This window comes from Streptomyces sp. NPDC052101 (genome assembly GCF_040680235.1).
GTDB lineage: Bacteria > Actinomycetota > Actinomycetes > Streptomycetales > Streptomycetaceae > Streptomyces.
Genome location: NZ_JBFAWH010000020.1, coordinates 1 through 22525 on the forward strand (window position 1 = coordinate 1; position 22525 = coordinate 22525).

The following is a 22525-nucleotide window of genomic DNA, read 5'->3' on the forward strand; positions in this document are numbered from 1 at the left end:
GTGCGTCCGGCGCCGCCGTCGGCGTACATGAGGACCAGGACGGAGGCGAGGAACGCCAGCGTCACGAGTTCGGTCCAGGGGGAGCCCGGCAGCCGGTACGACGGCCGGATCAGCTCGCTCCGCTGGGTCTTCCGCCAGAAGAGCAGGTGACAGATCATGATCATGCCCCAGGTCGCGAGGATGCCGATCGCCGCGAAGTTGAGGACGATCTCGAACGCGTCGGCGGGGACGACGTAGTTGAGGCCCACACCGAGGACACAGATACCGCTGGTGAGCAGGATTCCGCCGTACGGGACCTGGCTGCGGCTCATCCGCGCGGTGAACTTCGGCGCCGACCCGCTCATGGCCATGGAGCGCAGGATGCGGCCGGTGGAGTACAGGCCGGAGTTCAGCGAGGACATGGCGGCGGTGAGCACGACCAGGTTCATCACGCCGCCGGCCGCCGGGACGCCGATGTGCGACAGGACGGTCACGAAGGGGCTCTCGCCGGCCCGGTACTGGTTCCAGGGCAGCAGCATCGAGAGCAGGACGACGGAGCCGACGTAGAACAGGCCCACGCGCCACATGATCGAGTTGATCGCCTTCGGCATGATCTTCTCGGGGTTCTCGGTCTCGCCGGCCGCGACACCGACCAGCTCGACGGAGGCGTAGGCGAAGACGACACCCTGGATGATCAGCAGCATCGGCAGCAGGCCGTTGGGGAAGACACCGCCGTTGTCGGTGATCAGGGACGGGCCGGGGTGGTGGCCCTCGACCGGGTGCTGGGTGACCAGCAGGAAGATGCCGATGCACATGAAGACGACCAGCGCGCTGACCTTGACGATCGCGAACCAGAACTCCAGTTCGCCGAAGATCTTGACCGAGATCAGGTTCACGGTCAGGACGACGGCCAGCGCTATCAGCGCGATCACCCACTGCGGGATGTCGGAGAACATGCCCCAGTAGTGGGTGTAGGTGGCGACCGCGGTGATGTCGGCGATGCCGGTGGTCGCCCAGTTCAGGAAGTACATCCAACCCGCGGTGTAGGCACCCTTCTCGCCCAGGAACTCCCGCGCGTACGACACGAAGGCACCGGAGGACGGGCGGTAGAGGACGAGTTCGCCGAGGGCGCGCACGACCAGGAAGGCGAAGACGCCGCACACGGCGTACGCGATGAACAGGGAGGGTCCGGCGTCGGCGAGCCGGCCGCCCGCGCCGAGGAAGAGGCCGGTGCCGATGGCTCCGCCGATGGCGATCATGTTGACGTGCCGGTGCTTCAGGCCTTTGCTGTAGCCGGCGTCTCCGGCGTCGACATGGCCGGACGAGGGGCGCGTCTCGTCTTTGAGGTGCTGCTCGCTCACGCCTCGGGTCCGCCTTCCGTGGGGAGGTCGTCCGTCCGCTGGGGACGCACGATGTCGGTGAGGGTCGTCTCGACGCGGTCCAGGTGGTGGCTCATCGCCTCCACCGCGTCGTGTTCGGAACCGTCGACCAGCGCCTCGACGATCGCCCGGTGCTCGCGATTGGACTGCTCGCGGCGCCCGCCCAGCTCGTTGAGGAAGGCCGACTGACGCGCCAGTGCGTCGCGGATCTCCTCGATGACCCGGCGGAAGACCGGGTTCTGGGCGGCCTCGGCGATCGCGAGGTGGAAGAGGGTGTCCATCGCCACCCAGGCCGTGGTGTCCGTCTCCCGCTCCATGCGGTCGAGCAGATGCGCCAGGTGGTCCAGGTTCTCCGGGGTGCGGCGCGCGGCCGCGTACCCGGCGACCGGGATCTCGATGTGCCGGCGCACCTCGAGCAGGTCGCTGGCCGCGTAGTCGCCGAAGGTGGGGTCCTCGACGGCGTTCGCGACGACGAAGGTGCCCTTGCCGGTCCGGGAGACCGTGAGGCCCATCGTCTGCAGCGCGCGCAGCGCCTCGCGCAGCACGGGCCTGGACACCTCGAGGGTGCGGCACAGCTCGGCCTCGGAGGGGAGCTTGTCGCCTATGGCGTACTCGCCGCGCTCGATGGCGCCGCGCAGGTGGCCGAGGACCGCTTCCATGGCGCTGACGCGCCGCGGGGCCGGGCCACCTGTCTGGCTGTCTGACAGGTTCACGGGAGCGATCCTGCGGGTTGCGTCAGGGAACTGTCAAGACATCGCGTAAGGAAACATTCACGGGGTGCGGCGCCTGAATGCAGGCATCCGCACCCCGTGGGTGATCAGGAGGGTTCGGTCAGGCGTCGAGCACGCCCGTGGCGAGCAGGCCGAGCAGGCCCACGCCGATGACGATGCGGTAGATCACGAAGGCGTTGAAGGAGTGCTTGGCGACGAACTTCAGCAGCCAGGCGATGGAGGCGTAGGCGACCACGAACGACACGATGGTGCCGACGGCCAGCGGAGCCGCGCCCACGCCCGCACCGAGGGCGTCCTTCAGCTCGTAGATGCCGGCGCCGGTCAGGGCCGGGATGCCGAGGAAGAACGACAGCCGAGTGGCGGCGACGCGGTCCAGGTCCAGGATGAGCGCGGTGGACATGGTGGCGCCGGAGCGGGAGAAGCCGGGGAAGAGCAGGGCAAGGATCTGGGAGCAGCCGACCCACATCGCATCCTTGAACGACGTGTCGTCCTCACCGCGCTTGTGGCGGCCCATCTGGTCCGCGCACCACATCACGACCGAGCCGAGGATCAGGGAGCCGGCGACGACCCAGAGGGAGCCGAGCGGCCCGTCGATCAGCGGCTTGGCGGCGAGGCCGACGACCACGATCGGGATGGTGGCGTAGATGACCCACCAGGCGAACTTGTAGTCGTGGTGGTAGCGCTCCTCGCGGTTGGTCAGACCGCGGAACCAGGCGGAGACGATCCGCTTGATGTCCTTGAAGAAGTACACGAGCACGGCGGCGATGGCGCCGACCTGGATGACGGCGGAGAACCCGACGACGGACTTGTCGTCGACGGGAATGTGCATGAGCCCCTCAGTGATCTTCAGGTGACCCGTGGAGGACACCGGGAGGAACTCGGTCACCCCCTCGACTACTCCGAGGACGACGGCTTGACCGACGGAGATGGCGCTCATGGAATCCAGTTCTGGGGAGAGTTGGTCGACAGTGCTGTAGACAGTACTTGCTGCGCGCGGCTGCCGGGCGAGGGTCTAGGCCCACAGGACATGAGCAAGCGCGACGCCCGCGAAGGCCGCGGTGAGCCCCGCCGCCACGCTCGCGACGACATTGACGGCAGCGTAGAGCCCGGAGCCGGCCTCGGTCAGCCTCAGCGTCTCGTAGGAGAAGGTCGAGTACGTCGTCAGCGCCCCGCACAGCCCGGTGCCCAGCAGGAGTTGCAGATGGGTCCCGGCGGCACCGGTGGAGGCCGCGCCGGTCAGCAGCCCGAGGACCAGGCAGCCGACGACGTTCACCACGAAGGTGCCCCAGGGGAAGACGGAGTCGTGGCGGGCCTGCACGGCACGGTCGGTGAGATAGCGCAGGGGTGCGCCGACCACGGCCCCCGCGATCACCAGCAGCCAGTTCACAACGACTTCTTACCCTTCGGTTCCTTGGCTCCCGGGCCGCCCGCGCGTCCCACGTACCGCACGACCTCGCACTCCTCCAGCGTCACGAGCCCTTCCCCGACGAGTTCGTCCAGTTGCGGCAGGAAGGCTCGTACGCGCTCCTCGGTGTCCACCACGACGACCGCCACGGGCAGGTCCTCACTCAGGGACAGCAGGCGGGAGGTGTGGATACGGGAGGAGGCACCGAAGCCCTCGATGCCCCGGAAGACACTCGCCCCGGCGAGTCCAGCCGCGTGTGCGCGGTGCACGATCTCGGAGTAGAGGGGCTTGTGGTGCCAGGTGTCGTCCTCGCCGATGTAGACGGTCAGCCGGAGCGCCCGGCCGCTGAGTGACGTCATCGCTGCCTCCTGATCAGCACCCGGCGGGCGGCGACCGAGGCGAGCCACACCGCGGCGAGGGCCGCGCACAGCGTCGCGGCGAGATAGGCCAGCCCGAGGCCGGCGCGGCCCGCGTCGACCAGCCTGCGGATGTCGACCGCGTAGGTGGAGAAGGTGGTGAAGCCGCCGAGGACGCCGGTGCCGAAGAAGGGGCGTATCAGGCGGTGGGCGGCCCATACCTCGGTGATGAGCACCATGAAGACACCGATCACCGCGCAGCCGCTGACGTTGGTCCAGAAGGTCGCCCAGGGGAAGGCGCCGGGCGGCGTGGGCCAGGCGAGCGTGAGGCCGTAGCGGGCGCAGGCGCCCAGGGCGCCGCCGAGGGCGACCACCGCGACGACGGGTGCCTGGGTACGCCACTCGGACCGCCGCCGCGGGGCGGGGCGGACGCGGAGGCTCTCGGCTTCCGGGGCTGTCATGCGCTTGCGTCTCCTGTTCGGCCTGCCTCGACGGGTGGTTCGTCCTGCCCCGACGGGTGATCACGGCCGGGCACCAGCCTACCGCCGGGTCATCGTGCGCAGACCGCGACGCCGGGCTCCCGGAGGCTGCCGAGGACGAGGTGGTCCCCGGTCGCGCAGACGCTGGTGACCATGCGGAAGCCGGAGCGGCGGCGGACCAGGTGCCGGACGGTCCGGCCGGTGTCGTCGAGGGCCATCACCCCGATCGTTCCGCTCGGGCGGTAGGGCGCGTGTACGGCGGCTCGGGCGGCGGCGCCGCGCACGCCGGGCGGGGTGCGGTGCAGGAGGTCCAGCGGCGGGACCCGTGAGCTGGCGAGCGCGACCCAGATCGGGCCGTCGGGGCCCTCGCGCCAGAGGTTGTCCGGCATGCCGGGCAGCGTGGCGAAGAGGTCTGCGTGGCCGGCGCGCGGGCCGGTGAGGTGGTAGCGGGTGAGCCGGCAGGCGCCGGTCTCGGCGATGACCAGGAACGAGCCGTCACCGCCGGCCGCGAGGCCGTTGGCGAACTGCAGCCCGTCCAGCAGGACTTCGGGCTCACCGCCCTTGGGCGTCAGGCGCAGCAGCCGTCCGGTGCCGGTGTGTTCGACGATGTCGCCGACCCACTGATCGAGCGGATAGCGGCCGCTGGAGACGGTGAAGTACAGGGTGCCGTCCGGGACGGCGACGACGTTGCTGCAGAAGCGGAGCCGCTCCCCCGCCACCGAGTCCGCGAGGACGCGGACGGTGCCGGGGCCGCGGCCCGGGTCGACGCGCAGCAGGCCGCGTTCCGCGTCGCACACCACCAGGCCGCCGTCCGGCAGTGGTTCCAGTCCGAGGGGGCGGCCGCCGGTCTCGGCGAGCACCTCCACGCGGGCGGTCCGCGGATCGCCGAGGTGGTGCAGGCGCAGGATCCGGCCGTCCTCCACTCCGGTCAGCACACGTCCGTGCGCGTCGGCCACCACGTCCTCGGGGCCGCGGGCGCCGAGGGAGACGTAGTGAAGGGGGACGAGCGCCGTGGGTCGGTCCATGTGCGGTGCCCTTCGCCGTCGGTCGGCCCGTCCTGCCTGCCGGCCGGGCGATCACCGAGCCCCATCGATCCCTCCCTCCATCCTGCCCCGCCGGTCCGGCGTCTCACCCGCGATGTCCGTCACCACCCCTTCTCGAACACCCGGGCCACCTCGGCGATGCGGATCTCGTCGCGCCGGTAGTGGGTGCGGCAGCGCAGCCGGCGGGTGCGCAGCAGACCGAGCCGGGTGAGGAAGTCCAGATGGGCGCGGGCGGTCCGGTGGCGCACGCCGAGCTTGGCGGCGATGGCCCGTGCGGTGACTCCGGTCTCGGCGAGGTCGCGGCGACCGGGCGCCGGGAAGTGGACCGCGGGGTCCTTCAGCCATTCCAGAATCGTCTGCCGCATCCGGCCCGAGGGGGTTCCCATCATCCGTCCGCCTCCGTCCCCGGCCTCCTCGTACGCAGTGTTCCCACTGTGGCGCGGCCGACGCCGTCGCGTCCGGGACTCCGCGGCCGTTGTCCGGTACCGAACGGCCGTGCGACCGGGGCGAGTGCATATGACCCCGGAAAATCGGCGGAGGCCCGGCCGCCCCTTACGGCCGGGCCTCGTCACCTGTGGTTCAGCGGTGGCTGAACCACGTCATGGAGGAGAGCCCCTTGTCGTCGTAGCCGAACAGGGCCTGGTTCTCCCAGCCGTTGCCGGAGCCGGCGTCGGTCGGGTCCCAGCCGTTGCCGGTGACGGCGGTCCAGGTCGCCTCCCAGGAGAAGACGCCGAGGCCGCGGCCGTTCGGGACGGCCTCGACGATGCTCGCCACGTCGTTCATCCACTTGGTCTGGCCGGCCACGGTCGCCGGGTAGCCGCTCACCAGCTCGCTCGTGGTGTCGATCTGGTTCTCCAGGGAGTCGTCCTGGGCCAGCGTGAAGGGGTAGGCGGTCTCGGCGACGAACACGGGCTTGCCGTAGCGGGAGGCCGCGTCGTCCAGGGTGGTCTGGAAGTCGGAGAGCGGGCCGTGCCAGTAGCCGTAGTACGACAGGCCGATCGCGTCGAACTTCACGCCATTGGCGACGGCGTTGTCGAACCACCACTCCATGCCGGACTTGTCCCCGCCCTTGGCCAGGTGCAGCGCGACGACCGTGGACGAGCTGACCGCCTTGGTCGCGGCGTAGCCCGAGTTGAGCAGTCCCGCCAGCTGACCCCAGTTGTCCGTCGAACCCTCGGACCACAGGATGCCGGCATTGATCTCATTACCGATCTGGACCATGTCGGCGGTGGTGCCTTGCGCCTTCAAGGCGTTCAACACGTCGTACGTGTGGTTGTAGACGTCCGTCTTGAGTTGACTGTATGTATGGCCCACCCATGCGGCCGGCTTGCTCTGGGCGCCAGGGTCGGCCCAGGTGTCCGAGTAGTGGAAGTCCACCAGCAGCTTCATGCCCTGGGCCTTGACGCGCTTGGCCACCGCCAGGACGTGCGCCTTGTCGTTGAAGCCGTCCGCGGGGTTCACCCAGACCTTCAGGCGGGCGTAGTTCATGCCGTACGACTTCAGGATGGACAGTGCGTCGCCACTCGTGCCGGAACTCGTCTTGTAGACACCGCCCTTGGCCTCGCTCTTGGCCAGGGAGGAGATGTCGGCGCCATGGATGGAGGTACCGGTGGTGCCGGACGTGAAGGTCAGATCGTCAACATTGATCCAGTTGCCGGCGTTCGCGTCACTGTTGATGCTGATGGTGCACTGGTTGTTCGTCACATTGATCGGCGTGACGATACGGATCCACCCACTGGACGAGATGGGCAGATCGGTCCGCTGCTCCGCACTCCCGCAATTCTTGAGCGCTATGTACGCGGCGTTCTGTCCGCCACTGGAGCGGACCCACGCGGTCAACGTGTAGCGGCCGTTGGTCAAGCCCGACAGATACTGGTACGTCTCCACCTTGTAGGCCGACGCCGAGTACTGGGTTAGGCGGTAACTCCCGCTGTGGCCGCCGGACTCGGTGTACGAAGCGCCGGTGTCGCCGTACTCGGACCAGCCGGTCGGGGCGGCCGTGCCGGTGCCGTCGGACTCGAAGCCGCCGTTGGTGAGGGTGCTCGCGGCGTAGGCGGTCTGGGCGGGCAGTGCGGTGAGGGCGAGCCCGGCCGCGAGCGGCACCAGCAGGGCCCTGATGGTGCGTCTGGGATGGAACTTCATCGTCCGTCGTCCCTTCGACGTGGCTGGGGAGGGGTGTCCTCCAGTGGGGCTGGAGGAGAACCCCTCCGCCCGCGGCTCTCGTGGCACACGCGGACGGAGGGGAGCCGGCTCAGCCGTCGAGTCGTACGACCCGGACGGCCCCCGCGGGGACTGGAAGGCGGCCCGCGGCGCGTTCGCCCGTCAGCAGCTCGGTGCCGGGCGACTCCAGCGGCACCTTGGTGTCGCCGGAGGTGTGGTTGATCGCGAAGAGGTAGGTCCCGGACTCGCCGCTGCGGCGCACCACTTCGACATCGCGGGGCAGGTCGGCGCGCGGGGCGATCCGGGCGTCGTCGGACGCCCGGCCGATCAGCGCGTCGAGGCCCTGGGCGTCGAGGCGGGTGGAGACGTACCAGGCGGTGCCCCGGCCGTGCCGGTGCCGGGTGACGGCCGGGTGGCCCGCCGTGAGACCGTCGGCGTACCGCCACACCGTCTCGGCGCCGCGCGGCACGACGAACTCCGTCCAGACGTCCCCCGTCAGCTCGGAGCCGTCGGGGCCGGTCAGACGCACGCGCTCGTCCTTCAGCAGCGGCGAGAACTCCTCCACCGTCAGGCCGAGCACGTCCCGCAGCGCGCCCGGGCAGGCGCCCTCGTGCACGGCGTCGTGCTCGTCGACGATGCCCGAGAAGTACGACACCACGAGCGTGCCGCCGTTCGCGGCGTACTCCCGGAGGTTGTTCCCGGCGGCCTCCGTCATCAGGTACAGGGCCGGTACGACGACAAGGGGATAGGCCGAGAAGTCGGCTTCCGGGTGGGCGAAGTCGACCGTGAGGTGTCGGTCGTAGAGGGCCTCGTAGAAGGCGTCGGCGCGTTCGCGCGGGTCGTGGTCCTCGCTGGGGCGCCAGGCGAGGTTCTGCGCCCACCAGGACTGCCAGTCCCACAGCATCGCCACGTCGGCCTCGGTGCGGGTGCCGCGGACCGTGCTCAACGAGTCGACGGACGCGCCGAGTTCGACCACCTCGCGCCACACCCGGGTCTCGGTGCCGCCGTGCGGCAGCATCGCCGAGTGGAACTTCTCGGCGCCGCGCCGGGACTGGCGCCACTGGAAGAACATCGCGCCCTCGGAGCCGCGGGCCACGTGCGCCAGGGAGTTGCGGGCCATCTGGCCGGGGGCCTTGGCGGGGTTGCGGGGCTGCCAGTTGACGCCCGAGGTGGAGTGCTCCAGGAGCAGCCAGGGGGCGCCGCCGGCGATCGAGCGGGTGAGGTCGGCCGCCATCGCGAGGTTGACGTGGGTGCGACGGCCGTCGGTGATCAGGTAGTGGTCGTTGGTGACGAGGTCGACCTCGCGCCCCCAGGCCCAGTAGTCCAGCGAGTCGCACTGGCTGAGCGCCGTCATGAAGTTGGTGGTCACCGGGACGCCCGGGGAGATGCGGTGCAGGATGTCGCGTTCGGCGCGGAAGTTCTCGCGGATGGTCGCGTCGGCGAACCGCCGGTAGTCCAGGGCCTGGCCCGGGTTGCCGACGGTCGGAGTGGCCCGGGGCGGGTTGATCTGCTCGAAGCTCGTGTAGCGCTGGCCCCAGAAGGCCGTCCCCCAGGCCTCGTTGACTGCGTCGACGGTGCCGTAGGTGTGCGCGAGCCAGCGGCGGAAGTGGGCGGCGCAGGAGTCGCAGTAGCAGGCCGAGACGGGGACGCCGTACTCGTTGTGCACGTGCCAGAGCGCGAGCGCGGGGTGGTCGCCGTAGCGCTCGGCGAGCTGGGTGGTGATGCTCTCGGCGGCCGCGCGGTAGTCGGTGTTGCTGTGGCAGATCGCGCCGCGCGAGCCGAACTCGTGGCGCAGGCCCTCGGCGGTCACCGGCAGCGCCTCGGGGTGCGCCCGGTAGAACCAGGCGGGCGGCGCCACGGTGGGCGTGCCGAGGTCGACACGGATGCCGGTCTCGTGCAGCAGGTCGATGACGCGGTCCAGCCAGCCGAAGTCGTACCGGCCCGGCGCCGGTTCCAGCAGGGCCCAGGAGAAGATCCCGACGCTGACCATGGTGACGCCGGCCTCCCGCATCAGCCGGACGTCCTCCTGCCAGACGCTTTCCGGCCACTGCTCGGGGTTGTAGTCCCCACCGAAGGCGAGCCTGGTGAGGCCCCTGGGGCTGGTGTCCGGCATGACTGCCTCCCGGGAATCGATCATTTGGGAACGTGCACACACAACGGTGGCGGCGCGATGCCAACATAACCGCACAGCAACAACCATTGACAGGTGTCCGGGATGTTTCTCTACTGTGAACGCTCACAGAAGCATGGCAGGGGTTCTCCACGCTGGGGCATCCGGGTCATGTGAACGTGCACATCTGCATGGCAGGTCCCCGCAGCAGGCGGGGACCCAGGTCAGGGGAGAAACCATGCCGCACACGAAGCGTCGTCGCCTCGTGACATCCGCCCTCACCGTCGCGCTCGGCGCCACCACCCTCGCCGCCTGCGGTTCCGGGGACGACAGCAAGTCCGAGTCCGGTCCGGTCTCGCTGACGTACTGGACCTGGACGCCCGGCATGGACAAGGTCGTGGACCTGTGGAACAAGGGGCCCGGGAAGAAGGACCAGATCACGGTCACGGTGAAGAAGCAGGCGTCCGGCGACACGCTGATCACCAAAATCCTCACCGCGCACAAGGCGAAGCAGGCCCCGGACCTGGTGCAGGCCGAGTACCAGGCGCTGCCGACCCTGGTCAGCAATGACGCCCTGGCCGACATATCCAAGGAAGTCGGCGACGTGAAGGGCAGGTTCGCCGACGGCGTCTGGCAGCAGACCACGCTCGGCACGAACGCGGTCTACGCGGTGCCGCAGGACATCGGCCCGATGATGTTCTACTACCGCGCGGACCTGTTCAAGAAGTACGGCCTGAAGGTCCCCACCACCTGGGACGAGTTCGCCCAGGTCGCCCGCCAGCTGAAGAAGAAGGCTCCGGACAAGGACCTCACCACGTTCTCCGCCAACGACTCCGGTCTCTTCGCGGGGCTCGCCCAGCAGGCCGGCGCCAAGTGGTGGACCGCCTCCGGCGGCAAGTGGAAGGTCGCGATCAACGACGCGGCCACCCAGAAGGTCGCCAGGTTCTGGGGCGGGCTGGTCAAGGACGGCGTCATCGACAACCAGCCGATGTACACCCCGTCCTGGAACAAAGCGCTGGACACCGGCAAGCAGATCGCCTGGGTGAGCGCCGTGTGGGCACCGGGCACGCTGACCACGGCCGCCCCGGACACGAAGGGCAAGTGGGCCATGGCCCCGCTCCCCCAGTGGTCGCAGTCCGACGACGTCACCGGCCGCTGGGGCGGCTCCTCCACGGCCGTGACCACCGACTCCGCGCACAAGGAGGCCGCCGCCAAGTTCGCGGCCTGGCTGAACACCGACCACGACGCCCTCGACGCCCTGGCGAAGGACAGCGGCATCTACCCGGCCTCGACGTCCGCCCAGCTCAGCGGCGCCTTCTCCAACCCGCCGGACTACTTCTCCGGCCAGGCCGACTTCTACCCCAAGGCCGCCGAGATCGCCAAGACCACGGCGCCCTCGGCGTGGGGCCCGAACGTGAACGTCGCCTACGCGACCTTCAACGACGCGTTCGGCTCCGCCGCCAAGAGCAAGTCGGACTTCGCCGCCGCCCTGAACAAGATGCAGGACGCCACGGTCGCCGACATGAAGAAGCAGGGCTTCGAGGTCTCCCGGTGACCAGCCCCGCAGGCCGGAAGTCGTACGGGGTCAAGGGGGCCCCGTACGGCTTCCTCCTCCCGGCCACGATCCTTTTCGCCCTCTTCTTCGCGCTGCCCATCGGCTACGCCGTCTTCCTCAGCTTCCGCAAGGCCCATGTCTCCGGGCTCGGCCTCGGAGCCAACGCGCGGAGCGAAGTCTGGGCAGGCGTCCAGAACTACACCGAGGCCTTCCGGGACAGCGAGCTGCTGCAGGGCGCGCTGCGCGTCCTCGGTTACGGCTGCATCGTCGTCCCGGTGATGCTGGGCCTCGCCCTGCTGTTCGCGCTGATGCTGGACTCCGAGAAGGTACGGCTCGCCCCGTTCACACGGCTCGCGATCTTTCTGCCGTACGCCATCCCGGGTGTGGTGGCGGCGCTGCTGTGGGGCTTCCTGTATCTGCCGGACGTCAGCCCCTTCTACTACGTGCTGGACAGGCTCCACCTTCCGCAGCCGAACCTGCTGGACGGCGGTCCGCTGTATCTCGCCCTGTCGAACATCGCGGTCTGGGGCGGCACCGGCTTCAACATGATCGTCATCTACACCTCGCTCAAGTCCATCCCGGCCGAGGTGTACGAGGCGGCGAAGCTCGACGGCGCCACGCCGCTGCAGATCGCCCTGAAGATCAAGATCCCGATGGTGGCGCCCTCACTGGTGCTGACCTTCTTCTTCTCGATCATCGCGACGCTCCAGGTGTTCAACGAGCCGACCACCCTCAAGCCGCTCACCAACTCCGTCAACACCAGCTGGAGTCCGCTGATGAAGGTGTATCAGGACGCCTTCCACCGGAACGACATCTACTCGGCCGCCGCCGAGGCGGTCCTGATCGCCCTGGTCACGCTGCTGCTGTCGTTCGGTTTCCTGCGGGCCGCGAACCGCCGCAACAGGCAGGAGGAGGCTCGATGAGTTCTCTTGCGCTCCGCAAGGCCGCCCCGGCCGCCGGCACCACCCCCGGTACGGCGCAGGGCCCGCCACTACGCCGCCGGATCGCGTTGGTGCCGACGATCACCCTGCTGCTCGGGGCGATCTACACACTGCTGCCGGTCGCCTGGGTGGTGATCGCGTCCACCAAGTCCGGCCACGAGCTGTTCTCCACCTTCACCTTCCTGCCGGGCACCGGGTTCACCCAGAACCTCAAGGACCTGAACGCCTACCGCGACGGCATCTACTGGACGTGGATGGGCAACTCCGCCCTGTACTCCGGTCTCGGCGCGCTGCTGTCCACGGCCGTCTCGGCGTTCAGCGGCTACGCGCTCGCGACCTACCGCTTCAAGGGCCGCGAGACGATCTTCAACGTCCTGCTCGCGGGCGTGCTGATGCCGCCGGTGATCCTCGCCATCCCGCAGTACCTGCTGCTGGCCAAGGCGAACCTCACGGACTCCTACCTGTCCGTGCTGCTGCCGCAGATCCTCTCCCCGTACGGCGTCTACCTCGCCCGGATCTACGCGTCCGCCGCCGTCCCCGCCGATGTGGTGGAGGCCGGGCGGATGGACGGGGCGAGCGAGTGGCGGATCTTCACCAGGATCGCGCTGCCGATGATGATCCCGGGCATGGTCACCGTGTTCCTGTTCCAGTTCGTCGCGATCTGGAACAACTTCCTGCTGCCGTACATCATGCTCAGCGACGACGAGAAGTTCCCGCTCACGCTCGGCCTGTACACGCTGCTGGAGCAGGGCGCCAACACTCCGGCGCTGTACACGCTGGTGATCACGGGCGCGTTTCTCGCGGTCCTCCCGCTGATCGCGCTCTTCCTGGCTATTCAGCGGTTCTGGAGCCTGGATCTGCTGTCCGGAGCCGTAAAGTCATGACCATGAGCAATTCGGGGGGCCGGCGCAAACCGCCGACGATCCACGACGTGGCGCGCGAGGCAGGCGTCTCGCGCGGCACCGTCTCGCGTGTGCTCAACGGCGGGCACTACGTCAGTCCCGCCGCGGCCGAGGCGGTCAACGCCGCCATCCGCAAGACCGGGTACGTCGTGAACCGGCACGCCCGCTCGCTGATCACCGGTCGCTCGGACTCGGTCGGCTTCCTGCTGACCGAGCCGCAGGAGCGGTTCTTCGAGGATCCCAACTTCAATGTCCTGCTGCGCGGTTGCACCCAGGCGCTGGCCGCCCACGACATCCCGCTGCTGCTGATGATCGCGGGCACGGAGGACGAACGGCGCCGCATAACGCGGTACATCACCTCCGGGCACGTCGACGGGGTGCTGCTGGTCTCCAGCCACTCGGGCGATCCGGTCGCGGAGGAGCTGCGGGAGGCGGGCGTGCCGCTCGTCGCCTGCGGCAAGCCGATCGGGCTCGGCTCCAAGGTGAGTTACGTGGCCGCCGACGACCGGGACGGCGCCCGGGACATGGTCCGGCATCTGCTGTCGCTCGGCCGGCGCCGCATCGGTGTGGTGACCGGTCCGCTGGACACCCCCGGTGGTGTGGAGCGGCTCGCCGGGTACAAGGAGGTGCTGGCCGAGGCCGGCATCGGGGTCGACGAGAGCCTGATCGTCTCCGGTGACTACAGCCGGGCGAGCGGTGAGGCGGGGGCGGAGCGGCTGCTCGCGCAGGCTCCGGACATGGACGCGGTGTTCGTAGCCTCCGACCTGATGGCGCAGGGCGTGCTGGCGTCGCTGCACCGGGCCGGGAAGGGGGTGCCGGATGACATCGCTGTCGGCGGTTTCGACGACTCCCCGGCGGCCACGGCCGTGACCCCGGAGCTGACCACGATCCGGCAGCCGTGGGACCGGATCAGCAACGAGATGGTGCGGGTGCTGCTCGCGCAGATCGGCGGCGAGGACCCGGCGGCGGTGATCTTGCCGACGGAGCTGGTGCGACGCGCTTCCGCATGAGCCGGGCGCACCGCGGGGTGCCGGGAAAGGCCGTCCGGCGTCTGCCGCACCATCGTGGCCTGTCGCGCCCACGCGGCGGACCCGCACATTCAACACAGCCCCGCGCCCCTGGGGGTGCGCTACGCGCCCCCGGGTCTGACCAGCCCCGTCTCATAAGCGAGGACCACCGCCTGGGCTCGGTCGCGCAGGCCGAGCTTGGCGAAGATGCGAGCCACGTGGGACTTGACGGTGGCCTCGCTCAGGGTCAGTTCGGTGGCCAGTTCCGTGTTGGACAGGCCGCGGCCCATCAGGGTCAGCACCTCCCGTTCGCGGGGTGTGAGGGCGGCCATGTCGGCGGGTACGGCGTCGGTCGTCCGCTCGGCCTCGGCCGCGTACCGCTCGACCAGGCGCCGGGTGATCTGCGGCGCGAGCAGGGCGTCACCGGTGCTGACGAGCCGTACGGCCGCCGCCAGGTGCTCCGGGGTGACGTCCTTGAGCAGAAAACCGCTGGCCCCGAGGGCGAGCGCCTCGTACACATAGCGGTCCAGGTCGAACGTGGTCAGCATGAGCACCCGGCAGTCGGGGGCCTCGGCCAGGATGCGCCGGGTGGCCTCCAGTCCGTCCATGGCGGGCATGCGGATGTCCATGAGAACCACGTCGGGCCGCAGTTCGCGCGCCGCGGCAACCGCCTCGACGCCGTCGGCGGCCTCGCCGGCCACCTCGATGCCCCGCGCGGTGAGGATGAGGCGGAAGCCGGTCCGGATCAGCGTCTGGTCGTCGGCGATCAGCACCCGGGGCGCCCGCTCGGGCGTGTCCGTCGTCATGGGCGGTCCAGGGGTATGCGAGCGCGGACGCGGTAGCCGCCGCCGAGTCTGCGGCGGGCGTCCAGGTCTCCGCCGTAGACGGCGACCCGCTCGCGCAGCCCGAGCAGGCCGCGCCCGGTGCCGCCGACCGGGCGTCTCGCCGTGGCCGGGGCGGTGCCGGTGAGCACACTGGGGCCGGTGTTGAGGACCTCGACGCGCAGGGCGTGGTCGGCGTACCGCACGGTCACCTCCGCCTTGCCGCCGTCGCCGTGCCGGAGCGCATTGGTCAGGGCCTCCTGGATGATGCGGTAGGCGGTCACGTCGACGCCCTGCGGCAGCGGGCGCGGATCGCCGGAGACACGGACCTCCACCGGCAGCCCGGCGAACGATATCCGGTCCACGAGCGGGCCGAGCCGGTCGAGGCCGGGCTGCGGGGCAAGGGGCGTGCTCACCTCGGCGGCGCCGCCCGGGGCCTCGCCGACGGCGCTGTCCTGGCCGTCCTGCGCGGGGGCCAGCAGTCCCAGCAGATGTCTGAGGTCGGTCATCGCGCCCCGGCCGGCGTCCTCGACGGCCCGCAGCGCCGTCGCCGCCTCGTCCGGCATCGTGCCCAGCACCTCGCGGGCGGCGCTCGCCTGGACGACCATGAGGCTGACGTTGTGGCTGACGATGTCGTGCAACTCGCGGGCGATCCTGTCGCGTTCGGCCGCGATCGCGGCCTCCGTCGCGCTCTCCCGCTCACGCTCCAGCAGCCAGCCGCGCTCCCCGACCGCCGCCTGCCAGCGGCGTCGGGTGCGCACCAGCGCCACCGTCAGCCCGGCAACTGCCGCACACGCCACCGCGAGCGCCGCTGCCAGCACCTCGTACTCCCCCATGGCGCTCATGGTCGCAGACGGTACTGACATCCGCATCGACCTGGGGATTCAGCATTCTGCATCCACAGGATGAGTCAGGCAGCGCAGTGCCATCCGGGGAGGGATGCCGGGGTCGCCGTCCCCCGTCTAGCGTCCTGCTCATGGTCACCGAGGTGAGAACGGGAGACACCGTCGTCAGGCTCGACGGTGTGCGCAAGGAGTACGGCGAGACGGTCGCACTCGACGGGGTATCGCTGGAGATCCGGGCCGGGGAGGCGGTCGCCGTGATGGGCCCCTCGGGGTGCGGCAAGTCGACGCTGCTGAACATGGTCGCGGGCCTTGACCGGCCGACGGCCGGCGGTGTCGTCGTACACGGCGAGAACGTCGGGGAGTTGAGCGAGAAGGGGCTCGCGCTGTACCGGCGGCGCCGGATCGGCATGATCTTCCAGTTCTTCAACCTCATCGACGATCTGTCGGCCCTCGACAACGTGACCCTGGCCGCCCAGTTGACCGGCACTCCGGCCCGGCAGGCCCGGCGGCGCGCACTGGAGTTGTTCGAGGAGCTGGGCATCGCGGACCGCCGCAACGCCTACCCGGCGGTGCTCAGCGGCGGTGAGCGCCAACGGGTCGCGGTGGCACGGGCGTTGATGAACCGTCCCGCGCTGCTGCTGGCCGACGAGCCGACCGGCGCGCTGGACAGCCGGGCCGGGGAGCAGGTGATGGACCTGCTGATCGACCTGAACCAGATCGGGCAGACGCTCGTCATCGTCACGCACGACCGGCATCTCGCCCAGCGCTGTGCCAGCCGGCTGGTGGAGTTGGCCGACGGCCGGGTGACGGGTGAGCACACGCTGGAGCCGTCGGTATGAGGGCGGTGTGGAAGGCCGCACGGGCGGCCGTACGCAGGCGGAGACTTCAGACGCTGGTGATCTGGCTGGTCACGCTGGTGTCGACGGGGTCGATCGTGGTCGCGCTGGGGCTGGTGGATGCGGCGTCGGCGCCGTTCGACCGGATCTTCGGCAAGCAGCACGGGCCGCATGTGGTCGCCGAGTTCGATCGGGGCAAGGTGACGGACGCCCAACTGGCGGACGCCGCACGGGAGTCCGGGGTCGAGGCGGTGGCCGGGCCGTTCCCGCAGGCCACGGTGGACATTCCGCGTGGCGCGTCGGCTCTGGGTCTGGGTGGCGAGATCACGGTCGTGGGCCGTTCCGGGCCCGGCGGTCCGGTGGATCGCGTGGATCTGTGGGCAGGCCGGTGGCCGACGCGGCCCGGCGAGATGGTCATGAACCGGACGTCGGACTGGACCGCCGACGACCTCGGCAAGACGTTCCATGTGCCGTCCGGGCCGACCCTGACCATCGTCGGATTCGCCTTCGACCTGAATCACACGGCGGACGTGTGGGTCGCACCGGACCAGGTCGCAGCCCTGCACGCGAACTCGACGCAGATGCTGTACCGGTTCCGGGACGCGTCCTCGCAGAGCGCACTGCGTGCAGGGCTTGCGGGGGTGACCGAGGGGCTGCCCAGGGGCGCCCTCGCCAGTTCACGCACCTATTTGTCGGTCAAGCACCAGTTGGGCAGCAACGCGCGCTCCTACGCCCCCTATCTGTTGGCGTTCGGGGTCCTCGGGATTCTGGTGGCGGTGCTGATCGTCGCGAACGTGGTCGGCGGCGCGGTGGTGTCGGGCTTCCGGCACATCGGCATCCTCAAGGCCCTCGGGTTCAGCCCGGGGCAGGTGCTCGGCGTGTATCTGGTCATGATCTCCGTGCCGGCCGTCCTGGGCTGTGCGCTCGGCACGCTCACGGGGAACCTGTTGGCCCCTCCGTTCTACCGGTTCGTGTTCAGCGGCCCGGACTCGGGAGTGCTGCGGGACAGCGTCGGCATCGGCGCCTGGGTGAATGTCCTGGCCCTCGTCGGCATGCCGCTCGTGTGTGTACTGGCCGCGCTCGGCCCCTCGGTGCGTGCCCATCGGCTGTCGGCGGCACGGGCGATCAGCGCGGGCAGCGCGCCGCGTGCCGGGCGGGCGCTCGGCGTCCAACGGCGGCTCGCGGGTCTGCGGTTGCCGCGGTCGGTGAGTCTCGGGGCGGGGCTGCCGTTCGCCCGGCCGGCGCGCAGCGCGCTCACCATGGCCGCGGTGGTCCTCGGCGTGACGACGGTGACGTTCGCGACGGGTCTGGCGTCGACGATGACCCGCTTCGGAGACGCCGGCAAGGGCGCGTACGACGTCACGGTGTACGCGAGCAACGACGTCAACGGCAAGGAGATGCTGCCAGTCCACGGCGATCGGGAACTCCAGTCGATGCTGGACTCGTTGCCGGGCGCGGCCGGGGTGACGGCCCGGGGCGACGAGGACGCCCAGCTCGCGGGCTCCACGCAGAAGGTCTGGATCGAGGGCAGGCGCGGGCCGGACGTGCGCCTGGACAACGTGCTCGTCCAGGGCCGGTGGATGCACCGCCCGGGAGAGGTCGTGGTCGGCTCGGCCTTCGTGCGCCGCAAAGGGGTGAACGTCGGCGACCATCTGCGGCTGCGCAAGAACGGCCGCGAGGAGGAGGTCACCGTGGTCGGTGAGCTGATGTGGCAGAACGACTGGACCGTCGTCGGCACATGGCCGACGTTCTCCGCCCTGGTCCCCGGCGGGAAGGCCTTCGCGTACCACGTCAAACTGCGCAAGGGCGCGGATCCGGCGGCGTACGCGCGCGCGGCCCGAGCCGTCGACCAGGGGCTCAGTGCGGAGTTGCCCGGCCCGGACAGCGCCACCCGGACCATCAACGACTCGGCGACGGCCCTCACCCTGATGCTGGCCCTGGTCGCCTCCCTAGGCGTGTTCAACACAGCCGTGCTCAACACCCACGACCGGCGGCGCGACCTCGGCATGCTGAAGTCGATCGGCATGACCCCGCGCCAGGTGACGGTGATGACGGTGACGTCGATGGCGGTGCTCGGCATGCTCGGGTCGGTGCTGGGTGTCCCGCTGGGCATCGCCACCTACGAGGTGGTCGTCCCGCGGATGGCCGCGGGGATCGACATCACCCTGCCGCCATACATGACGGACGTGTGGCACGCGCCGAAGCTGGCCGTCCTCGCGCTGGCCGGTCTGGTGATCGCCGTGGTGGGCGCCCTCGTGCCCGCCCGCCGGGCGGCCCGTCTCACGGTCGCGGAGGTGCTGCACAACGAGTAGGCCACCGGGGAGCCCGCAACCGGTCAGGATCGAAGAAGCCACAGCGGGCTCCCCGGTCCTAGCGTGAGGTGCAGCGACGGAGAACCCGTCGGGCCACACACCTCAGAAGGAGACTCCCATGACCGCCGGCGTGCAGACGATCATCTACCCCGTCAAGGACAAGGACCGCGCGAAGGCCCTGTTCACCGCCCTGCTGGGTGTCGAGCCGTACGCGGACCAGCCCTACTACGTCGGTTTCAAGGCCGAGGGCCAGGATGTCGGCCTCGACCCGACCGGGCACGCTCAGGGGCTGACCGGGCCGGTGCCGTTCTGGCACGTGACCGACCTCCGGGAGCGGCTGGCGGGCCTGCTGACGGCGGGTGCCGAAGTGGTCCAGGACGTGCGGGACGTCGGCAACGGCAGGCTGATCGCCTCCGTGAAGGACCCCGACGGCAACCTGATCGGCCTGCTCCAGGACCCGGCCGCCTGAGCAGCGGCCCCCGTGCACATACGTTTGCACCCGCACTAATTGCACACTCAACGATTGGCTGGATCGGTGCTACGGTGCGGGTATGGCAGTCAAGACGGCCGACGCCCGGCTCGAGGAACGGTGGCGGGACATCCTCGCCGTGCACGCGCGCACGATGTGCGAGATCGACCGGGCCCTGCACCCGCACGGGCTGGGCGCCAGCGACTTCGAGGTGCTGGACATCCTGGCGGCCGAGTCGCCCGCGCAGGGCGACCAGTGCCGGGTGCAGAACCTGGTCGGCCGGGTTCATCTCAGCCAGAGCGCGCTGTCCCGGCTGATCGGCCGGCTGGAGAAGGACGGTCTCGTGGAGCGCTCGGTGTGCGCCGAGGACCGGCGCGGGGTGTGGGTGGCGCTCACCCCCAAGGGCCGCGCGCTGCACGCCGAGGTGCAGCCGCTGCAGCGCGCCGTACTGGAGCGCATGCTCTCCGAACAGGAACGTTAGAGCACGTCAGAGCACCAGCTCGGCGCCGTCGGGCAGGATCTCCATGCCCTCTTCGGTGACACGCGTGCGTGCCGGTGACGCCGGGTCGAGCAGCGGGTTCGTGTTGTTGAGGTGGGTGTAGATCCGGCGTGCGCCGGGATGGCGGGCCAGGGCCGCGAGCGTGCCGTCCGGGCCCGTGACCGGCAGATGGCCCATCGCGGCCTGCCCGGCGCCGGACCGCACCGTCGTGCCCATCTCGTCAGCCGCGTAGAAGGTGCCGTCCAGCAGCACGCAGTCGGCCTCGGCACACAGCTCGTCCAGCGCCGGGCTCCAGGCGCCCACACAGGGCGCGTACACCAGCACTCCCCCGCTGGCCAGATCCTCGATCCGGTACGCCGTCACCCACGGGCCGGCGGGCACGGGCTGCTGGCCGGGAACGTACTTCGGGATCTTCATACCGACCGGATGGGCCGTGACCACCAGTCCCCCGGCCAGCACGAATCCGCCATCGGCCACGCTGTCCGCCCACTCCCAGGAGGCGTAGCGGTGCAGGGCGGCGCGGGCCGGGCCGAGGGCGGCGCGGACCGGCGGGGCGGCGTAGACCTTCAGGTTCGCCGCGCCGCGCAGCTCGGTCAGGCCGGTGACGTGGTCCGCCTCGGCGTCGGTGAGCAGGACTCCGCGCAGCGGGGTGTCCCGGGGGCCGGGGCCCGGCCACAGCGCCGGTGTGGCGGTGAGCTGGGTGCGTAGATCGGGCGAGGCGTTCAGCAGCCACCAGTCGCGGCCGTTGCCGGTGACGGCGGCGCACTCCTGGGTGCGGGAGGGCAGCCTGCCGTCCCGGGCGGCCGTGCACAGCGAGCAGGCGCAGTTCCACTGCGGGAAGCCGCCCCCGGCGGCGGTGCCCAGCAGGACGACCCTCACGACCATCGGCTCCTTCGCACGCGTCCGGACTTGTCCCGGCCTGGGCCTCGACCTGGCCTGGACCTGCCTCCGGGGATCTTCCCGCCTCGGGGCCGGGACTACCCGGTGACGGGGGGCAGTTCCGGCCGACCTTCGCCGGGCCGCCGGTCCGCCGGGCGTGCGGGCGGGATCGGGCCGCCGGGGAAGTCGCGCGGTCCGGTCCACAGGGCGGGTACGGCGTCGCAGCGGCGGCACAGTTCGTAGGCGATCGCCTCGTAGTTGACCCGCCAGCCCTGGAAGTGCGGCCAGGCCTCCTTCAGCGGGCGCTCGGCCCGGAAGCCGGCCGACTCCAGCATGGCCACGGCCGCGTCGAACTCGGCGAAGGAGAGCCGGATCGTCGCGTCCGGCGAGGGGTCGGCGTCGAAGGGGATGCGCAGCGCGCGGGCGATGTCGCGCAGGGCGGTGAAGCCGGCCCGCAGCACCAGCCGGGCCTCCGGCGGGGCGAGCCGCGGGTCCAGGGCCAGCTGAAGCGCCGCCGCGTCCATCACCGCGACGAGCCCGACCAGCCAGCTGCGGTGCGGCCGCGGGGAACGGAAGGTCAGCAGGATGGGGTACGTGGAGTGGCTCTCGCCCATGTCCGAGGCGAGCCGCTCCCAGTCCCGGTACAGCGTGGGCAGGGCGGTCTCGGTGTCGACCAGCCACTGGCGGGCGAGGATCTCCGGTCCCCAGGCCGGCTCGCCGGCCCTGGCCTGGAGGAGGGTGACTTCCAGTTCGCGGCGGTTGTAGGCGGCGTACAGGGTGGGCAGATAGGCGATCTGCAGGGCGATCAGGACCGGGCCGGTGGCCGCGGCGACGAAGTCGAGCACCGACAGCTTCAGCCGGGCTCCACCGGCGAAACCGAGCGTGAACAGGCTGGACCCCGCCTCGCGGAACGCGTCGGCCCAGGACAGCGGGGACAGTGAGTACAGCAGCAGTCCGAAGCCGAGCAGCGCGCCGGCGAGCCAGGCCGTGAGCATGCCGACGAGCATCAGCGGGGCGAGCCAGGTCTGGGCGCGGTCGATGGCGTCGTAGCCGCGGCGGACGGTGGTGAGCCGGAGTGTGCTGCGCAGCAGCCACCAGAGGCGGAACACCAGCGCGGAGTAGAGGCCTCGCGGTACCACGAGCGTACGCAGGATGCTGGACAGGACCAGCACCAGGACCAGTGCTCCTGCCGCGCCGGCGATGTATTCCATGGGCTTATTCTCGCGCCCACGCAGGTGGATGATCAGTTCGGTTGCACGGCGCCGCGCCTCGTCAAGGCGTTGATCACCGGGCCAGCAACGTACGTACCCCCTGTGACGTGAGTGTCAGGGCATGGGTGGAGTTGCCGTCGATGGCCAGGGAGAGGTCCTCGTCGGGCCACTGGGAGGCGAGGGCGCCGAGGGGTATGAGGCGGTAGCGGGAGACGAACGGCAGCAGCTCGGCCATCTCGCCCTCCGTGGTGAACACGGGGACGACCGGCTCGCCTCCGGGCTGTTCGAGGACGGGCAGGGCCACGGACGTGGCGTCGGCGCCCTCCCCGTCGACCGCGTCGTCCGGCACGGGGACGAGGACGTCACTGTGGGCGAGGACGTCCAGCGCGGACTGGTCCTCGGCGTTCACGGCCAGCGCGTCCAGCGCCTGCTGGGCCGGCGTCGGCAGGTCTTCGTGTGCGGATGTCTCCATGGCAGATCCCCAGGTAGCGACGGTCGTACGAGCCACCCGCAGGCGGTTGTGCCGCCCGGGTGTGCTCGCCCTCGCGTACCCGGTGGGCCGCGCGCCATGCGTGCGGAGCCGCGGGAGATCCAGTGGCGGTCCTG

23 protein-coding genes are annotated in these 22525 nt (G+C 70.5%); 8 read left to right on the forward strand and 15 right to left on the reverse strand.

Annotation, left to right across the window (positions count from 1 at the left end):
* The 10 genes from AB0L75_RS30040 to AB0L75_RS30085 all read right to left on the reverse strand — a co-directional run.
* Positions 1-1340 (reverse strand): amino acid permease (locus AB0L75_RS30040; RefSeq protein ID WP_365187065.1); only part of this gene is annotated, 1340 nt, incomplete at its 3' end.
* Positions 1337-2017, reverse strand: coding sequence for a FadR/GntR family transcriptional regulator (locus AB0L75_RS30045; protein ID WP_031226953.1), 681 nt, complete (start codon positions 2015-2017; stop codon positions 1337-1339). The genes AB0L75_RS30045 and AB0L75_RS30040, both read right to left, overlap by 4 nt.
* 172 nt (positions 2018-2189) lie before the next feature.
* Entirely contained in the window at positions 2190-3026 is an 837-nt protein-coding gene (locus AB0L75_RS30050; RefSeq protein ID WP_365187067.1) for an undecaprenyl-diphosphate phosphatase, read from the reverse strand.
* A gap of 75 nt (positions 3027-3101) precedes the next feature.
* Positions 3102-3476 (reverse strand): fluoride efflux transporter CrcB, encoded by a 375-nt coding sequence (gene crcB / locus AB0L75_RS30055; RefSeq protein WP_365187069.1) that lies wholly within the window; start codon positions 3474-3476, stop codon positions 3102-3104.
* Positions 3473-3853, reverse strand: coding sequence for a DUF190 domain-containing protein (locus tag AB0L75_RS30060; RefSeq protein ID WP_365187071.1), 381 nt, complete (start codon positions 3851-3853; stop codon positions 3473-3475). Before AB0L75_RS30060 ends, crcB (AB0L75_RS30055) begins: the two co-directional genes overlap by 4 nt.
* On the reverse strand, positions 3850-4311 hold the full coding sequence (gene crcB / locus AB0L75_RS30065) for a fluoride efflux transporter CrcB (protein ID WP_365187074.1): 462 nt from the start codon (positions 4309-4311) through the stop codon (positions 3850-3852). The genes AB0L75_RS30060 and crcB (AB0L75_RS30065) overlap by 4 nt, the downstream gene beginning before the upstream one ends.
* 89 nt (positions 4312-4400) lie before the next feature.
* Complete coding sequence (locus tag AB0L75_RS30070) at positions 4401-5354, reverse strand: SMP-30/gluconolactonase/LRE family protein (RefSeq protein ID WP_365187076.1); 954 nt, start codon at positions 5352-5354, stop codon at positions 4401-4403.
* Positions 5355-5473: 119 nt separating this feature from the next.
* Complete coding sequence (locus AB0L75_RS30075; RefSeq protein ID WP_365187077.1) at positions 5474-5761, reverse strand: ArsR family transcriptional regulator; 288 nt, start codon at positions 5759-5761, stop codon at positions 5474-5476.
* 190 nt (positions 5762-5951) lie between these two features.
* Positions 5952-7514, reverse strand: a complete 1563-nt coding sequence (locus AB0L75_RS30080) for a glycosyl hydrolase 53 family protein (protein ID WP_365187079.1) — start codon at positions 7512-7514, stop codon at positions 5952-5954.
* A gap of 109 nt (positions 7515-7623) precedes the next feature.
* Positions 7624-9645 (reverse strand): beta-galactosidase, encoded by a 2022-nt coding sequence (locus AB0L75_RS30085; protein ID WP_365187081.1) that lies wholly within the window; start codon positions 9643-9645, stop codon positions 7624-7626.
* Between the two features lie 235 nt (positions 9646-9880).
* Here AB0L75_RS30085 and AB0L75_RS30090 point away from each other — a divergent pair, with 235 nt between their 5' ends.
* Genes AB0L75_RS30090 through AB0L75_RS30105 form a run of 4 tightly spaced genes read left to right on the forward strand, consistent with a single transcriptional unit; the run spans position 9881 to position 14050 of the window.
* Entirely contained in the window at positions 9881-11197 is a 1317-nt protein-coding gene (locus AB0L75_RS30090) for an extracellular solute-binding protein (protein WP_365187083.1), read from the forward strand.
* Positions 11194-12120 carry a sugar ABC transporter permease gene (locus tag AB0L75_RS30095; RefSeq protein ID WP_365187085.1) on the forward strand — a complete coding sequence of 309 codons (927 nt, stop codon included), beginning with the start codon at positions 11194-11196 and terminating at the stop codon, positions 12118-12120. The genes AB0L75_RS30090 and AB0L75_RS30095 overlap by 4 nt, the downstream gene beginning before the upstream one ends.
* Positions 12117-13022: a carbohydrate ABC transporter permease gene (locus tag AB0L75_RS30100; protein WP_365187087.1), complete on the forward strand. Its 906-nt coding sequence runs from the start codon at positions 12117-12119 to the stop codon at positions 13020-13022. The genes AB0L75_RS30095 and AB0L75_RS30100 overlap by 4 nt, the downstream gene beginning before the upstream one ends.
* Positions 13019-14050 (forward strand): LacI family DNA-binding transcriptional regulator, encoded by a 1032-nt coding sequence (locus AB0L75_RS30105; RefSeq protein ID WP_365187090.1) that lies wholly within the window; start codon positions 13019-13021, stop codon positions 14048-14050. The genes AB0L75_RS30100 and AB0L75_RS30105 overlap by 4 nt, the downstream gene beginning before the upstream one ends.
* 119 nt (positions 14051-14169) lie before the next feature.
* On the opposite strand, the gene AB0L75_RS30110 is transcribed toward AB0L75_RS30105, so the two are convergent.
* Both AB0L75_RS30110 and AB0L75_RS30115 read right to left on the reverse strand, forming a co-directional pair.
* Positions 14170-14853 carry a response regulator transcription factor gene (locus AB0L75_RS30110; RefSeq protein WP_365187092.1) on the reverse strand — a complete coding sequence of 228 codons (684 nt, stop codon included), beginning with the start codon at positions 14851-14853 and terminating at the stop codon, positions 14170-14172.
* Positions 14850-15713, reverse strand: a complete 864-nt coding sequence (locus tag AB0L75_RS30115) for a histidine kinase (protein ID WP_365187095.1) — start codon at positions 15711-15713, stop codon at positions 14850-14852. The genes AB0L75_RS30110 and AB0L75_RS30115 overlap by 4 nt, the downstream gene beginning before the upstream one ends.
* Before the next feature lie 131 nt (positions 15714-15844).
* Between AB0L75_RS30115 and AB0L75_RS30120 the strand changes: the two genes are divergently transcribed.
* The 4 genes from AB0L75_RS30120 to AB0L75_RS30135 all read left to right on the forward strand — a co-directional run bounded on the left by AB0L75_RS30120 (position 15845) and on the right by AB0L75_RS30135 (position 19811).
* Positions 15845-16552: an ABC transporter ATP-binding protein gene (locus AB0L75_RS30120; protein ID WP_365187097.1), complete on the forward strand. Its 708-nt coding sequence runs from the start codon at positions 15845-15847 to the stop codon at positions 16550-16552.
* The gene (locus AB0L75_RS30125) at positions 16549-18861 is read left to right on the forward strand and encodes an FtsX-like permease family protein (RefSeq protein ID WP_365187100.1); all 2313 of its coding nucleotides are present in this window, start codon (positions 16549-16551) and stop codon (positions 18859-18861) included. Before AB0L75_RS30120 ends, AB0L75_RS30125 begins: the two co-directional genes overlap by 4 nt.
* Before the next feature lie 118 nt (positions 18862-18979).
* The gene (locus AB0L75_RS30130) at positions 18980-19330 is read left to right on the forward strand and encodes a VOC family protein (protein WP_365187104.1); all 351 of its coding nucleotides are present in this window, start codon (positions 18980-18982) and stop codon (positions 19328-19330) included.
* 82 nt (positions 19331-19412) lie between these two features.
* Positions 19413-19811, forward strand: coding sequence for a MarR family transcriptional regulator (locus tag AB0L75_RS30135; protein ID WP_365187106.1), 399 nt, complete (start codon positions 19413-19415; stop codon positions 19809-19811).
* 6 nt (positions 19812-19817) lie between these two features.
* Here AB0L75_RS30135 and pqqB read toward each other — a convergent pair whose 3' ends face one another.
* The 3 genes from pqqB to AB0L75_RS30150 form a co-directional block, all read right to left on the reverse strand.
* Positions 19818-20708, reverse strand: a complete 891-nt coding sequence (gene pqqB / locus AB0L75_RS30140; RefSeq protein ID WP_365187109.1) for a pyrroloquinoline quinone biosynthesis protein PqqB — start codon at positions 20706-20708, stop codon at positions 19818-19820.
* A gap of 98 nt (positions 20709-20806) precedes the next feature.
* Positions 20807-21919 carry a hypothetical protein gene (locus AB0L75_RS30145; RefSeq protein ID WP_365187111.1) on the reverse strand — a complete coding sequence of 371 codons (1113 nt, stop codon included), beginning with the start codon at positions 21917-21919 and terminating at the stop codon, positions 20807-20809.
* A gap of 73 nt (positions 21920-21992) precedes the next feature.
* A complete protein-coding gene (locus tag AB0L75_RS30150; RefSeq protein WP_365187114.1) occupies positions 21993-22391 on the reverse strand; it encodes an SseB family protein in 399 nt (132 codons plus the stop codon).
* Between the last annotated feature and the right edge of the window lie 134 nt (positions 22392-22525).

Coding starts and splice junctions, on each gene's coding strand:
- AB0L75_RS30045 (WP_031226953.1), bottom strand. CDS start 2,017: ATGGAAGCGGTCCTCGGCCACCTGCGCGGCGCCATCGAGCGCGGCGAG.
- AB0L75_RS30050 (WP_365187067.1), bottom strand. CDS start 3,026: ATGAGCGCCATCTCCGTCGGTCAAGCCGTCGTCCTCGGAGTAGTCGAG.
- AB0L75_RS30060 (WP_365187071.1), bottom strand. CDS start 3,853: ATGACGTCACTCAGCGGCCGGGCGCTCCGGCTGACCGTCTACATCGGC.
- crcB (WP_365187074.1), bottom strand. CDS start 4,311: ATGACAGCCCCGGAAGCCGAGAGCCTCCGCGTCCGCCCCGCCCCGCGG.
- AB0L75_RS30070 (WP_365187076.1), bottom strand. CDS start 5,354: ATGGACCGACCCACGGCGCTCGTCCCCCTTCACTACGTCTCCCTCGGC.
- AB0L75_RS30075 (WP_365187077.1), bottom strand. CDS start 5,761: ATGATGGGAACCCCCTCGGGCCGGATGCGGCAGACGATTCTGGAATGG.
- AB0L75_RS30080 (WP_365187079.1), bottom strand. CDS start 7,514: ATGAAGTTCCATCCCAGACGCACCATCAGGGCCCTGCTGGTGCCGCTC.
- AB0L75_RS30085 (WP_365187081.1), bottom strand. CDS start 9,645: ATGCCGGACACCAGCCCCAGGGGCCTCACCAGGCTCGCCTTCGGTGGG.
- AB0L75_RS30090 (WP_365187083.1), top strand. CDS start 9,881: ATGCCGCACACGAAGCGTCGTCGCCTCGTGACATCCGCCCTCACCGTC.
- AB0L75_RS30100 (WP_365187087.1), top strand. CDS start 12,117: ATGAGTTCTCTTGCGCTCCGCAAGGCCGCCCCGGCCGCCGGCACCACC.
- AB0L75_RS30105 (WP_365187090.1), top strand. CDS start 13,019: ATGACCATGAGCAATTCGGGGGGCCGGCGCAAACCGCCGACGATCCAC.
- AB0L75_RS30110 (WP_365187092.1), bottom strand. CDS start 14,853: ATGACGACGGACACGCCCGAGCGGGCGCCCCGGGTGCTGATCGCCGAC.
- AB0L75_RS30115 (WP_365187095.1), bottom strand. CDS start 15,713: ATGAGCGCCATGGGGGAGTACGAGGTGCTGGCAGCGGCGCTCGCGGTG.
- AB0L75_RS30120 (WP_365187097.1), top strand. CDS start 15,845: ATGGTCACCGAGGTGAGAACGGGAGACACCGTCGTCAGGCTCGACGGT.
- AB0L75_RS30125 (WP_365187100.1), top strand. CDS start 16,549: ATGAGGGCGGTGTGGAAGGCCGCACGGGCGGCCGTACGCAGGCGGAGA.
- AB0L75_RS30130 (WP_365187104.1), top strand. CDS start 18,980: ATGACCGCCGGCGTGCAGACGATCATCTACCCCGTCAAGGACAAGGAC.
- AB0L75_RS30135 (WP_365187106.1), top strand. CDS start 19,413: ATGGCAGTCAAGACGGCCGACGCCCGGCTCGAGGAACGGTGGCGGGAC.
- AB0L75_RS30145 (WP_365187111.1), bottom strand. CDS start 21,919: ATGGAATACATCGCCGGCGCGGCAGGAGCACTGGTCCTGGTGCTGGTC.
- AB0L75_RS30150 (WP_365187114.1), bottom strand. CDS start 22,391: ATGGAGACATCCGCACACGAAGACCTGCCGACGCCGGCCCAGCAGGCG.